This window comes from Sorangium sp. So ce367, assembly GCF_051520455.1.
Classification (GTDB): Bacteria; Myxococcota_A; Polyangia; order Polyangiales; family Polyangiaceae; genus Sorangium; species Sorangium cellulosum_B.
In genome coordinates, this window is record NZ_CP150334.1 from 12036866 (window position 1) to 12050557 (window position 13692).

The 13692-nt window shown below is 69.9% G+C and carries 8 protein-coding genes; 1 reads left to right on the top strand and 7 read right to left on the bottom strand.

Annotation, left to right across the window (positions count from 1 at the left end; genetic code table 11):
- Positions 1-23: 23 nt before the first annotated feature.
- The 5 genes from WME97_RS45605 to WME97_RS45625 form a co-directional block, all read right to left on the bottom strand.
- The gene (locus WME97_RS45605; RefSeq protein ID WP_437547360.1) at positions 24-2270 is read right to left on the bottom strand and encodes a molybdopterin oxidoreductase family protein; all 2247 of its coding nucleotides are present in this window, start codon (positions 2268-2270) and stop codon (positions 24-26) included.
- Entirely contained in the window at positions 2270-4009 is a 1740-nt protein-coding gene (locus WME97_RS45610; protein ID WP_437547361.1) for a DmsC/YnfH family molybdoenzyme membrane anchor subunit, read from the bottom strand. Before WME97_RS45610 ends, WME97_RS45605 begins: the two co-directional genes overlap by 1 nt.
- Positions 4010-4128: 119 nt before the next feature.
- Positions 4129-4527, bottom strand: coding sequence for a nitrite reductase small subunit NirD (gene nirD / locus WME97_RS45615; RefSeq protein WP_437547362.1), 399 nt, complete (start codon positions 4525-4527; stop codon positions 4129-4131).
- 37 nt (positions 4528-4564) lie between these two features.
- Positions 4565-7105 carry a nitrite reductase large subunit NirB gene (gene nirB / locus WME97_RS45620; RefSeq protein ID WP_437547363.1) on the bottom strand — a complete coding sequence of 847 codons (2541 nt, stop codon included), beginning with the start codon at positions 7103-7105 and terminating at the stop codon, positions 4565-4567.
- Positions 7106-7487: 382 nt separating this feature from the next.
- A complete protein-coding gene (locus WME97_RS45625; protein WP_437547364.1) occupies positions 7488-10190 on the bottom strand; it encodes an ATP-binding protein in 2703 nt (900 codons plus the stop codon).
- 131 nt (positions 10191-10321) lie between these two features.
- Here WME97_RS45625 and WME97_RS45630 point away from each other — a divergent pair, with 131 nt between their 5' ends.
- Entirely contained in the window at positions 10322-11251 is a 930-nt protein-coding gene (locus WME97_RS45630) for a ketopantoate reductase family protein (RefSeq protein ID WP_437547365.1), read from the top strand.
- A gap of 212 nt (positions 11252-11463) precedes the next feature.
- Here the strand turns inward: WME97_RS45630 and WME97_RS45635 are convergent, their stop codons facing one another.
- Together WME97_RS45635 and WME97_RS45640 are read right to left on the bottom strand one after the other, a co-directional pair.
- Positions 11464-12669 (bottom strand): hypothetical protein, encoded by a 1206-nt coding sequence (locus WME97_RS45635; RefSeq protein ID WP_437547366.1) that lies wholly within the window; start codon positions 12667-12669, stop codon positions 11464-11466.
- A gap of 393 nt (positions 12670-13062) precedes the next feature.
- A complete protein-coding gene (locus WME97_RS45640) occupies positions 13063-13674 on the bottom strand; it encodes a DUF488 domain-containing protein (RefSeq protein ID WP_437547367.1) in 612 nt (203 codons plus the stop codon).
- Positions 13675-13692 lie beyond the last annotated feature (18 nt).

The window sequence follows — 13692 nt, forward strand, 5'->3', positions numbered from 1 at the left end:
TGTCCTCGCGGAGGCCGCGCGGGCTACCCGCGATCCTCTTCCCGACGCACCTTCACCGCACAGGCCTTGTACGACGGCTGCCGGGAGTACTGGTCGAAGGCCGGGAACGTCAGCTTGTTCGTGATCTCGTAGTGCATCGGCACGAAGATCTCCCCGGGCTTCACCGAGTTCGTGACGAACGCCCGCGCCTTGATCTCCGCGCGGCGGGACGCGATGACCACCCACTCGTTCATCTCGATACCGATCTTCTTCGCGTCGACAGGGCTCAGCTCGACGTAGATCTCCTTCGGATAGAGCCGCTGCAGCACCGCCGACTTCTTGGTCCGCGTCTGCGTGTGCCACTGGCTGGAGCTCCCTCGCCCCGTGAGCAGCGTGAACGGATACTGCTCGTCGGTCGGCTCCGGCAGCTGGCGCGGCGCCTGGAAGGCGAACTTCGCCTTCTGATCCGGGCGGTAGTACTGGCCGTCCTCGAACAGCCGCCGCTCGTTCGTCTCGAAGGCAGCCCCCTCGGGGTACGGCCACTGGATGCCGCCGCGCTCGTCGAGCATCGTGTAGCCGTCGATGCCCGTGATGTCGCACGGCTGCCCCTTCGAGAGCCGCTTCAGGATCTGGAACACCGCCTCCGGGCTCTTCCACTCCTTGAACAGCTCGCCGCAGCCCCAGTACTGGGCGACCAGCTGGAAGATGTGAAAGTCCGCCAGCGCCTGGCCCGGGGCCCGCGCGACCTTCTTGACGAGGCCGATGCGCCGCTCCGAGTTGATGAACGTGCCCTCCTTCTCGGCCCACGAGGCCGCCGGGAGGACGAGGTGGGCGCGCTCCGCCGTCTCCGTCGTGGCGTACATGTCCTGCACCACGAGGAACTCCAGGCGGCCGAGGAGCTCGTGCAGATCCTCCTGGTTGATCCAGGAGTGGGCCGGGTTCGTCGCGATGATCCAGAGGCCCTTGATCTTCCCCTTCAAGATGCCTTCGATGATCTGGTCGTAGGCCAGGCTGTTCCGGGTCGGGATGACCTCCTCCGGAATGCCGAGGATCCCGGCGATCTTCTTCCGGTGCTCCTCCTTCGTGAAGTCGTGGCCGGCGAACAGGCCCGTCGTGTTGCTGAACATCCGCGAGCCCATCGCGTTGCACTGGCCCGTGATGGAGTTCGCACCGGTGCCGGGACGGCCGATGTTCCCCGTCATCAGCGCCAGGTTGATGAGCGACTGCGCGACCCGCACGCCCTCGTGGCTCTGGTTGACGCCCATGGTCCACCAGAACGACACCCGCTTCCCGTGATGGATCTTCTCCGCGAACGACGCGAGCTGCGCCTCGCTGAGCCCCGTCGCCTCGGAGACCCGCGCCGGCGTGAAATCCTCGACGTGGGCCTTGAACGCCTCGAAATCGACGGTGTGCGCCTCGATGTACGCCGGGTCGATCCACCCGCGCTGGATGAGGATGTGGGCGATTCCATAGAACAGCGTCAAATCCGACTTCGGCGCGAGCGCGTAGTGCGCCGTCGCCGCCATCGCCGTCTCGGTCTTGCGCGGATCGACGACGAGGATCTCGGGGCGGTTCTTGTTCTTGCAGAGCCGCTCCCACATGATCGGGTGGGCGATGCAGAGATTCGAGCCGACGAGCACCACGACGTCGGACTCCTCGAAATCGCGGTACGTGTAGGGCGGCGCGTCGAACCCGAACGCCTCCTTGTACGCGACAACCGACGTCGCCATGCACTGCCGGGTGTTGCCGTCCCCGTGCAACATGCCCATCCCGAACTTCGCGAGCGCCCCGAGGAAGGCCATCTCCTCGGTGACGATCTGCCCGGTGCTGATGAAGGCGACCGACTCCTTGCCGTGCGCCTCCTGGATCGCCTTGAACCGATCGACGAACGTGCGGAGCGCGACGTCCCACTCCACGCGCTCCAGCTTCCCGCGCGCGTTCCTGAGGAGCGGCGTTGTCGCGCGATCGGTCGCGCGGAGCGGCGTGAGCGCCTCCCAGCCCTTCGGGCACGCCATCCCGAGGTTCACGGGATAGTCCGTGTTGGGCGAGAGGTTGATCGCCTCCCCGTCCTTGAGGTGCACGTTCAGCCCGCACCCGGTCGAGCAGAACCCGCACACGACCGTCGTCGTCTGGTCGGGCTTGAGCCGCGCAGGCACCCTCCCGAGGCCGAACTCGCCGGGCGTGAGCAGCAGCTCGCGCGTCAGCGGCCCGTTGCGCTGCAAGAGGAGGTTGTCCGCCTGCTTGGGCGCCGGAGACGGCTTTTTTGCACCGCTTGCATCGCTTGTCGTCATCAGGAGAGCCCTCCGGGCATCTTGGAGGCGGGCGCCGCTGCGAAGAAGAGATACCGCTCGAGGAACTCGCCCGCGAGGCAGAACAGGAACGCCACGACCGCCATCGCCATCAGAACTTCAGAGCTCACGCCGCTGTTCGGCGCCGAGAAGAGGCTGAGCGCCGGCAGGACGATGCCGCCGAGCGCCCCGCAGGCGAAGCGCCAGCCCGTCGCGCCCTTCAGCTCCCCCGTCATCAGGATCGCGCTCCGCTTGAGCGTCGAGTGGCTCCGCTTCCGGAGGTGCCGGAACATCGACAGCTCCACGAGCAGCTTGAGCGCCGTCACCACGCACAGGAACGCGCTCAGCGCGCGGAAGCCCCGGGTCAGGAGCAGCGCCGCGTGCTCGGCGCTCAGGAGCAGCCCGATCATCAGGACCGTCGAGCTCCCGAGGATGGCCGCCGTCGTCGCGAACTTGAAGCCCGTCAGGGCCCCGCGCCAGTGCTCCCGCTGCGTCGCCGCGTACACCATCACGGAGCAGAAGACCCCGAGGATCCCGCTCAGCGCGACCGCATACGAGAGCGGCGCCTGCAGGTGCTCGATGGGGGGCAGCGCCGAGAGCACAGGGAGCGTCGGGAGCGCGGGCAGCCAGAATGACGCCGCGTACAGCGTCGCGGCCCCGGCGAAGAGCGAGAACCCCAGGATCTCCCGGCTGAGCCACGACGTCTTGAGCCCCAGGAAGGCCCGGAACGCGAACTGCGGCCGGCCAAGGTGAAAGAGGCTCGCCTTCAGCGCGGCGATCCCGAAGACGAGCGCGAACGTGGCGCTGTGGCCGCCGAAATCCCGCGTCGCCTGCGCGCCGAGCAGCTCGTTGAGGGCGAGGCTCACGCAGAACGCGCCCACCGAGAGCTGCGTCAGCACCAGCATCGCGACGAGCGGAGGGTGGGAGTGCTCCCGGCTCACCTGGTAGAAGTCCGCGGGGAGCATGTTGCGCGGCAGCGACTTCTGCGTCTTGTAGCTCGTCGTCGGGATCGTGATCTCCGGCGCCGCCGCCCCCGGCAAGAAGAGGCTCGTCTGGCTCTCCTGCACGGCCTGCTGCTGGTCGACCATCGTGATCCGGATGGCGCCGTTCGGGCACGACTGCACGCACGCCGGGGCCTCGTCGTTGGCCAGCCGATCGCTGCACATGTCGCACTTGCGCACGATCCCCCGCTCCGGGTTGAACTTCGGAGCGTCGTAGGGACACATCAGGATGCAGTACTGGCAGCCGATGCACTGGTCATCGAGGTGCTTGACGATGCCGGTGATCGGGTCCTTCTCGTAGGCCTTGACCGGGCACCCCGTCATGCACGCCGGGTCCAGGCAATGGTGGCACGCCGTCGTCACGCTCTGCTGCGCCGGCGCCTGGGGCGTGCCGCCGTGGAGGAGCCCGACGGAGCGCCAGACCTCGTTGTCGTCGAGGCCGTTCAGGCTGTGGCAGGCGGTGACGCACGCCTTGCAGGCCGTGCACGCGTCGAGGTCGACCTCGAAGCCGTACTGCTGCCCGGGCTTCGGCTTCTCGAGCGGGATCAGGTCGCGGTAGTACTTGGACTGCGCCGGGAGCGCGTGCTCCTCGTGCATCTTGGAGAACTTCTCGACCGCCGTGAGCTTCTGCTGGTCGGCCAGGAGCGAGTCCAGCAGGCTCTTGTTGTTGTCGTGGATCTTCGGCGTCGAGTTGACGATGGGTAAGCGAAAGTGAGTGTCCGAGACCTTAGCAACGCTCATCGAAATTCCCTGTCTACCCGGCGCGGAAGCCCAGCCCCGAGAACTCCAAGAGAGACACCGCGAACGGCGGCGCGCCCGCCGCACGGAAGCGCCTGGCGCTGGCTCGCCAGGTCATCCCGTCAGCTCGCCGCCGCGAGCGGCTCCGCCGCGGCCTGGATCTCGACCCGCCCGTTCCGGACGCGGGTGGGATACACGGGGATGAGCACGTTCGGGTCGTCCAGGCACTGACCCGACCGCAGATCGAAGTTCTGCTTGTAGATCGGAGAGGCGATCTTGGGCACGCCCCCCTTGTCCCCGACGATGCCGCGGGAGAGGACGAACGCCTTGCTGAACGGGTCGAAGTTGCTGATGGCGTAGATCTCCTCGCCCTCGCCGACCCGGACCACCGCGATCTGGCGCTTCCCGACGAGCGCGCAGACCCCCGTGTTCGGGATGATGTCCTCTACCCCGCAGACGTCGACCCAACCCTGGGCCGTTGTCTCGCTCCGAGGCGCCTTCGAAGTGTGCAGCTCGCTCATGACGGTTTCCCTCAGACAAGGCCCCTCGGCCCTGCTGTCAGATCATCTCCTCGACGACGTTCGACTTCTCCTGCCACGCCGCGGGGCGGTGCTGCGCGCGCTCGCTGACGAACACGATGCTCCGGTCGGGCTCGCCGACGTTCACGAACTGGCGGAACTGCTTGAGCTTCTCGGGGTCGTTGACCGCGGCCTTCCACTCGCACTCGTAGGTCGCGATGAGGTGGGCCATCTCCTTCTCCAGCTCCTCACAGATGCCGAGCGAGTCGTCGATGATGACCTGGCGGAGGTAATCCATGCCGCCCTCGAGGTTGTTGAACCACACCGACGTGCGCTGGAGCCGGTCCGCCGTGCGGATGTAGAACATCAGGAACCGGTCGAGGTACTTGATGAGCGTCGCCTCGTCGAGATCCGAGGCGAAGAGCTGGGCGTGCTGCGGCTTCATCCCGCCGTTGCCGCAGAGGTAGAGGTTGTAGCCCTTCTCCGTCGCGATGATGCCGAAGTCCTTGCCCTGCGCCTCGGCGCACTCGCGCGCGCAGCCGGACACCGCGGACTTGAGCTTGTGGGGGCTGCGCAGCCCCTTGTAGCGGTTCTCGACCGCGACCGCGAAGCCCACCGAGTCCTGCACGCCGTAGCGGCACCAGGTGCTGCCGACGCACGACTTCACGGTGCGCAGCGCCTTGCCGTACGCGTGCCCCGACTCGAAGCCGGCGGCGATGAGCTCGCGCCAGATGTCGGGCAGCTGCTCCAGCCGCGCGCCGAACAGGTCCACGCGCTGGCCGCCGGTGATCTTCGAGTACAGGTTGTACTTCTTCGCGACCACCCCGAGGGCGATGAGCTGATCCGGCGTGATCTCGCCGCCCGCGACGCGCGGGACCACCGAGTAGGTGCCGTCCCGCTGGACGTTGGCCAGGTAGCGATCGTTCGTGTCCTGCAGCGGGAGGTGCTTCTTGCTCAGGATGTGCTCGTTCCATGTCGACGCGAGGATCGACGCCACCGCGGGCTTGCAGATCTCGCAGCCCTTGCCCTGGCCGTGGCGGGCGAGCAGATCGTCGAACGTCTTGATCTGGTGGATCCGGACGAGGTGATAGAGCTCCTGGCGCGAGTGGTTGAAGTGCTCGCAGATGTAGTTGTTGACCGCGACGCCGGCCTTCTTGAGCTCCTTCTTCAGGATGTCGGAGATCAGCGTCGTGCACGATCCGCAGCCCGTGCCGGCCTTGGTGTGCGCCTTGATGCCGGCGACCGTGACGTGCTTGTCGTCGCAGATGGCCGAGCAGATGGCCTTCTTCGTGACGTTCAGGCACGAGCAGATCATCGCGGTGTCGGGCAGCGCGTCGACGCCGAGGCCCGCCGGCTTCGCGCCGTCCCGCGCCGTGACGATGAGATCCTCCGGGTGCGGCGGGAGGACGATCTTGTTCTGCACGAGCTGGAGCAGCTGGCCGTAGTTCGCGGCGTCGCCGACCAGGATGCCGCCGAGGAGGAGCTTGCCGTCCCCGCTGACGACGAGCTTCTTGTAGACGTTCGACGTCGCGTTCATGAAGCTGAGCACGCGCGCGCCCTGCTGGGTCGCGAACGCGTCGCCGAAGCTCGCGACGTCCACGCCCATCAGCTTGAGCTTCGTGCTCATGTCGAAGCCGCTGAAGGTCTCCTTCCCGCCGGTGATGGCGTCGACCGCGACCTTGGCCATGTGGTAGCCGGGCGCCACCAGGCCGTAGAGCTGGCTGTTGTAGCTGGCGCACTCGCCGATGGCGTAGATGTCCGGGTCCGACGTCTGACAGCGCTCGTTGATGGCGACGCCGCCGCGGTTCCCGAGCGCGAGATCACACGCCCTCGCGAGCTCGTCCCTCGGGCGGATACCGGCCGAGAAGACGATCATGTCGGTCGAGAGCTCGCTCTGGTCGGCGAAGACCATCCTCGCCACGCGGCCGTGCTCCGCGACGATCTCCGTCGTCGACTTGCTCGTGTGCACGTTCACGCCGAGCGACTCGATCTTCGCCCGGAGGATCGCGCCGCCGGCGTCGTCGACCTGGAGGGCCATCAGGCGCGGCGCGAACTCCACGACGTGGACCTGGAGGCCCATGTTCTTGAGCGCGTTGGCCGCCTCCAGCCCGAGCAGGCCGCCGCCGATGACCGTGCCGACCTTCGCGACCTTGGCGTAGGCGTCCATGGCCTCGAGGTCGTCGATCGTGCGGTAGACGAAGCAGCCCTTCGCGTCTTTGCCCTTGATCGGCGGGACGAACGGATACGAGCCCGTGGCGAGGATGAGCTTGTCGTAATAGACCGTCTTCCCCTTCGCCGACGTCACCGCCTTCTTCCGCCGATCGATCGAGACGGCCTTGTCGTTGAGGTGGACCTGAATGCCCGCCTCCTCGTAGAGGCCGGGCTTGACCATCGAGAGATCGTCGGCCGATTTGCCGTTGAAGAAGGCGGACAGGTTCACCCGGTCGTAGGCGAGCCGCGGCTCCTCGCAGAAGGTCGTGATGTTCCACTCGCGCAGGAAGCCACCGAGAACCATGTTCTCGATGAACTTGTGCCCGACCATGCCGTTGCCGATGACGAGGAGGTCCTTCTTCTTGCTCATGAAACCCACCTTTGGACCCGGTGAGTCCTTCTCACCGTCACTGCCGCGCTGCCGTCCGAACCAGGCGTCAGCCACAGTCCCGGACCAAAAACTGTGTACTGTGGGCTCTGTTTCGCAACTGTTTCGCAGGAATAAATTGTCGGCCCGACGGCGCGCACGGCCTCTTACACAATGGCCTCTCCCACCTCTGCCACCTCTGTTTCATGCATGTTTCGCGGCTTTTGACGGGCACAACAAGGCCCCGAGCGCGTCAGCCCGCGTCAGCGCCGATGAAAGGAAATGGGCGCAGCGTTCAGAACTGGAAGAGCCTGTTTCAGCGATGTATCGCGCGCCTGGCGGGAGGCGCGGCTGCATTGCACTTCTGAAATGGAGCGCGGGCCAATCAGCCGCGGGGGGCGGCTTCGGCGAGCAGGGACAGGAGCTGCTCCGTTGCAACCGGCTTGGTGAGGTGCGCGTCGAAGCCGGCTTCTCGCGAGCGGCGGCGGTCCTGGTCTTGCCCGTAGCCGGAGAGGGCGGCGATGTAGGCGCGCGTGAGCTCGGGCTCGGCGCGCAGGCGGCGGACGACCTCGTAGCCGTCCATCCCGGGCAGGCCGATATCGAGCAGGACGAGATCGGGCTTCGACGCCCGCGCGGCCTCGAGCGCCGCCGGGCCGTCGTGGGCCATCGAGACGGCGTGGCCGTGGAGCTGGAGGACGCGCCGGAGGCCGTCGGCGGCGTCGACGTTGTCGTCGACGAGGAGGACGTGGAGGGCGCGCGGCGCGGCGCGCGGAGGGGCGGCGCCGGGCGCTTCCGGAGCGGGGGCTTCGGCGGGCGCGCTCGGCGCGCCGGCGAGCGGGAGCCAGACGCTGATGGCCGTCCCCTCGCCGGGGCCCCCGCTCAGCGCCTCGACGCGGCCGCCGTGCAGCTCGGCGAGCCGCTTGACCAGCGTGAGCCCGATCCCGAGGCCGCCCTGGGAGCGGTCCAGCGTGCGCCGGGCCTGCATGAACGGCTCGAAGACGCGCGGGAGCAGCTCGGCGGAGATGCCGACGCCGGTGTCGGTCACCCGGATCCGCGCGTCGCCGTCGATCGCGGCGCAGGCGAGCGAGACGCGGCCGCCGGGGTTCGTGTACTTGATCGCGTTGTTGAGGAGGTTCACGACGACCTGCTCGAGCCGGACGCGGTCGCCGTGCACGAAGACGCCCGGATCCACCGACAGGACGAGATCGTGCCCGCGCTGGACGAGCAGCGGGCGGACCGACTCGACGGCGGTCTCGACGACCGAGGCGACGTCGAGCCGCTCCCGCTTCAGCTCGATCTTGCCCCGCGTGATCCTGGAGACGTCGAGGAGATCGTCGACGAGCCGGACGATCGTCTTCACCTGCCGCTCGAGGGTCGCCAGGATCTGCCGGTCGTCGCGATCCACGCGCTCGCCGGCGCTCATCTGGGCGCTCATCTGCAGGAGCTCGAGGCCGGTGGTGATGGGCGCCAGCGGGTTGCGGAGCTCGTGCGACAGCATCGCGATGAACTCGTCCTTGCGCCGGTCCGCCTCGTGGGCCTCGCGGTAGAGCCGGGCGTTCTCGAGGGCGACGCGCCGCTCGCGCTCGACGAAGGCGGCGCGCTCCTCGTGCAGGCGGGCGCGCTCCATGGCCTGCGCGCACTGGCGCGACACCGCGACCAGGAACTCCTGCTCTTCCTGGTCGAACGGGCGCGGCTCCGCGAAGCTCAGCCCGAGCACGCCGATGGGCCGCTCCTGGACCACGAGCGGGAGACAGCAGAGCGACACGGTCGCGCCGGACAGCACGGCGCTCGCGATGCGCGGGTAGCTGGCGGAGCACTCCTCGCGCGAGCGCAGCCAGACGGGCGCGCCGGTCCGCAGCGCGTCGGTGAGCGGGAGGGCGGCGTCGAGGGGCATCTGCCGGAAGCGCTCGACGGTCTCGCGCTCGTAGCCGACCTCCTTGAGGCACTCGAGCCCGTCGCCGGCCGTCACGACGATGGTGCCGGCGTACGCGCCCGCGGCGGCGACGCCGATGTCGACGACGACCTGCGCCACGGCCTCGCTGGTGAGCGCGTCGGCGAGCGCCGCCGTGATCCGCTGGAGGCCGGCCATGCGCTGCGCCGCGCGCTCGGCGGCCCGGCGCGCCTCCTGCTCGGCCAGGAAGCGCCGCCGCGCCTCGGACTCGGCGTCGCGGGCGATGTCGTAGAGGCGCACGCGCTGCAAGGCCACCTCGATGCGCTGCGCGAGCTCCTCGGCGAAGGCGAGATCGGCGGCGTCGCAGGTGCGATCCACCTCTGCGGACGCGAGCGTGAGCGCCGCGAGGACGCACCCGTCGCCGCGGATGGGCACGATCACCGCGGAGCGGCAGCCGAGCTCGCGCAGGGCGGCGAGGTGGTCCGCGCCGGCCAGCGCGTGGTCGGCGAGGTCGGGGAGGAGCCGGCCGTGGCCGCCGTGGAGCACCTCGTGCAACAGCGACGTCCGCGTCCCGGGCTCCGGCAAGGGGCGGCCGAGCCGAGTCAGCCGTGCTGCGAGCTCCGCCTTGGCCGGATCGGCGTGCGCGACGACCCGCGCGTGGACGGAGCCGTCCGGTTCGAGCGTGTGGATGGTGCACAGATCGGCCACCGAGGTGACGGCGAGGGCCGCGACGCGCCGGAAGCCCGCGTCGCGGCCCTGCGCCGGATCGAGCGCGGCCGACGCGTCAGCCAGGAAGCGCCGCGCGTCCTCGGCGCGCTTCTGCTCGCTGACGTCCGAGACGAGCGCGAAGAAGCCGCGCACGTCGCCGCTCGCGCCGCGGTGGGGGATGTACTGGATGCGCACGTGGCGCCGGCCGCCCTTCCGGTAGGTGAGCCGCGACTCGAAGTCTTGCGGCCGTCCGGCGAGCACCGCGGCGATGTGCGGCTTCACGGCGGCGTAGGCGGCGTCGCCGATCACCTCGCGCACCTGCCGGCCGACGATGGAGCCGCTGTCTTCGCCGAACCAGCGCTCGTAGGCCCGGTTGACGACGCCGTAGCGCTCGTCGCTGTCGATATACGAGATGAGCGCCGGCAGGGCGTCCAGCAAGCGCTGGAGCTGCTCGGCTTCCATCGTCACGCTCGGCTCGCCTGCGCTCATGAGACCGCTCTCGTGCGCCGTGGCGGGGGCTTCCGGCCTACGCATGTGCGCGTAGGCATATCCGCAATCCTCGCTGATCGCCACTCGCCGGTTCGCGGCGGTCCGGCTCGAGCGTGCTATGGTCGCCGCCGATGCGGATCCTCGTTGTCGGCGCGGGCGCGGTGGGCGGCTATTTCGGGGCGCGGCTCACGCTCGCCGGGGAAGACGTCACCTTCGTCGCGCGGGGCGCGCACGCCGAGGTGATGCGGTCCCGCGGGCTCATCGTCCGCACGCCGTCCGGCGAGCTGCGCACTCCCCCGCTCCGTGTCGTCGAGCTCGACGGGGCGCGCGGGCCGTTCGATCTCGCGCTCATCGCCGTGAAATCGCCGTCGCTCGCCGCGGCGAGCGCGAAGCTCGCCGGGCTGCTCGCCCCGGACGGCCTCGCCGCGCCCCTCCTGAACGGGCTCGACTCCGAGGACGTTGTTGCGCGTGACGTCGGCGCGCAGCGCGTGATCGCCGCGATCGCGTACATGTCCTCGGGCGTCGCCGGGCCTGGCGAGATCGAGACGCTCGCGCCGACGCGCGCCGGGCTCGCGCCCTACCGGCCCGGGCAGGAGGCGCGGGTCGAGGCGACCGCCGCGCTGCTCGAGCGCGCGGGCATCCCGGTCCGCCGCGGGGCGGACCACCGCGCCATGCTCTGGGAGAAGATGGTCTGGAACGCCCCCTTCAATGCGATCTGCGCGCTGACCGGCCAGCGCGCCGGCGTGGTCGCGGAGCGGATGGAGGACCTCACCCGGTCGGCGATGCTCGAGGTGATCGCGGTCGCGCGGGCGGAAGGGGCGGAGATCTCCGAGGCGACAGCGGACGCGATGCTCGCCCTCACGCGCTCCGAGTTCCCGCTCACCGAGCCCTCGATGCTGCAGGACGTGCGGGCCGGCCGCGCGACGGAGGTCGATATCCTCCAGGGCGCGGTGGTCGAGCGCGCGCGCCGGGCCGGGATCGACACCCCGGTGCTGCGCACGCTCGCGACCCTCGTCCGCGGCCTGTCGCCGCGGGCGAGCGCGCCCTCCGCGGGCCGATAGACAGACGTCGCGCTCGCGACGGAGAGGGGAGGGCGACGGCGGCGCGCGCCGCTTCCTGGGCGCGTGGGAGCCCTGGGAAACGCGTCGTCGCGACCGCCACCGCGGTGTCTCGGGTGCTTCGAGGAACGGGAGTTGAGCGCGAGGCGCTCATCTCACCTCCTGGAGTCGAGAGGAGAGGAGATGAGATGAGTGCCTGTCTTGAGACGCAGCGATCAGGCGCCGCCGGTGCCGCCCGCGCCGCCGGTGCCGCCCGCGCCGCCGCTGCCGCCGGTGCCGCCCGCGCCGCCAGCGCCGCTGGTGCTGGCCGCGCTGCTGGTGCTGGCCGCGCTGCTGGTGCTGCCCGCGCCGCCGGTGCCGCCCGTGCCGTCGCTGCCGCCCGTGCCGCCCGCGCCGCCCGCGCCGCCGGCACCACCCGCGCCGCCGGCACCACCCGCGCCGCCGGCGCCACCCGCGCCGCCAGTGCCCTCGTTGCTCAGCGGGAACGCCGGGTCGAGGCAGAAGAAGCCATCAGGCGTCTCGGCGCACTCGTCCGGTGCCTTGCACTCGCTGTTGTCCTTGCACGGCAGCTTCGTGAAGACGCAGAAGCCGTTGTCCGGGAAACCGATATTTTGGCAGCGGGCGTTCGGCAACAGGCAATCGTCGTGCGCCGTGCACGCCTTGGTGCAGGCGCCGAAGTCGCCGGCGCCGACGACCTCGTCGAACTGGTAGAGGCAGATACCGTTCTCGGACCCGCCGCAGTCGGACTCGAACGGATCGCCGCCGAAGCCGCAGAACTCGGTGCACGCGGTGACGCCGCCGGGGAAGCCCGCGCACCACCCGGCGCACGGGTCCTCCTCCGCGTCGCGGTCGCACGGGGTCCCCATCGGCAGGCCCTCGTGCGGCGTGTCGACGCACGCGTTCTGCCTGGGATCGCAGCTGCGGCCGGAGTCGGAGCACTGGGAGTCGGAGCCGCAGTTCGGCATGCAGACCGTCACGCCCTCCGCATCCTCACAGCGCAGATCTTCGCGGCCGTGGCACTTGAACGGGTCGAGTTCATCGTTGATGAACTCCAGCTCGGGCTCTCCGAAGGCGCAGCCCAGGTAACACATGCCCCCGAGGCAGGCGCTGCCCTCGCCTTCACAATCGCCGTCGTCGATGCACTCCATCGTGCAGTACCCGCCCGCAGGACCGACGTCCCCGTCCGACTCCAGGGCGCACACGCCGTCCGGCCCGCAGTCGGCGTCGGCCGTGCAGCGGGTGCCGAGGAACTCGGCCCTGCTCCCGCCCGCGCCTGTGGTCGCTGCGACTCCCGATGACGAGCTCGTGGTCGAAGAGGAAGAGCCGCCGCCTGCGCCCCCGTCCGAATCGTCGTCGCCGCAACCGATGAAGCCTGCAGAGAAGGCGACCGAGGTGAGCAGGATCGCCGAAATGCGTTGCACTTTCATTACTGTCTCCCGAGCCAGGAGGCCCTGCCCACATCGGGCGCGCCTTCATGTGATCTCGGGACGGTAACGGAATCGGTTCGGCTCCGCCATACCGGACGGGCGGGGGCGCGCTCGATGTCACGCTCCGCGGAAAGCCCCCGTGGGAGCGGATGGCGCTCCAGGTGGGCCGGGATCAGGACGTCAGTGCGACGACTGATGGTCTATTTTTCAGGTGATACCCGACTGGACCGCTACGCGGATTTCGTGATTTTTGACGTACCGTACGGCCCTCGGGTCGGCGCCGGTGAGCGGCCAGCGATACGTTGGGTCGATCGCGGGCTCCCGCGCCAATCGCCGTCCGCAGGAATGCGACGCGCTTCTGGCCCGCGGCCACCAGGCCGGCCGGGATCACCGCGCGCGGCGCGGGCGCACAGGCTCGCGCCGCGCGGGCCCGGGCTCCGCGCCGGCGTCGCCGAGCGGCAGCGCGCGCTGCGCGCCGACGTCGTAGATCAGGTGGCCGGCGCCGTCGGGCCGGGCGGCGGGGTTCAGCGCGTGCTGAGCCTGCGCGCCGGGGCCGAGCAGGTGGACGACCGCGAGCCCGCGCGCGACGAGGGCGTCGGCGATGAGGCGGCGGTGACACCGCCACCAGAGCGTCTCGGCGCACAGGAGGGCCATTCGCCGTCCAGCGCGCGCTTCCGCCTCGAGCTCGGAGAGCGCGCGCTGGAACGCGGCGGTCTCCATGTGATCGGCGTAGGCCCGGAAGCTCGCGTTCTCCCAGGCGACGTGCGGCGAGTCGGCCCGCCCGGTCCGCCGTCCGCCGAGGGCGTCGCCGCGGAAGACGTAGGTCACCCCGAGCCGGGGCAGCGCCTCGGCGAGCGCGGCGCGGCCGAGGTGAGGGGAGCGGCTCGATCCCGGGAACCTCCGGACGTCGACCAGCGTGTCGGCCGGCCCCTCGCCGAGCAGCTCGACGAGCTCCTCCAGGCTGCGCGTGCCGTGGCCGACGGTGAAGACGGTGTCCACGGGGAAGAGCTTTGCGCC

Bases quoted from the DNA above. Each gene is read 5' to 3' on its own strand.
- WME97_RS45610 (WP_437547361.1), bottom strand. From the start codon at position 4,009: ATGAGCGTTGCTAAGGTCTCGGACACTCACTTTCGCTTACCCATCGTC.
- WME97_RS45605 (WP_437547360.1), bottom strand. From the start codon at position 2,270: ATGACGACAAGCGATGCAAGCGGTGCAAAAAAGCCGTCTCCGGCGCCC.
- WME97_RS45630 (WP_437547365.1), top strand. From the start codon at position 10,322: ATGCGGATCCTCGTTGTCGGCGCGGGCGCGGTGGGCGGCTATTTCGGG.
- nirB (WP_437547363.1), bottom strand. From the start codon at position 7,105: ATGAGCAAGAAGAAGGACCTCCTCGTCATCGGCAACGGCATGGTCGGG.
- WME97_RS45625 (WP_437547364.1), bottom strand. From the start codon at position 10,190: ATGAGCGCAGGCGAGCCGAGCGTGACGATGGAAGCCGAGCAGCTCCAG.
- nirD (WP_437547362.1), bottom strand. From the start codon at position 4,527: ATGAGCGAGCTGCACACTTCGAAGGCGCCTCGGAGCGAGACAACGGCC.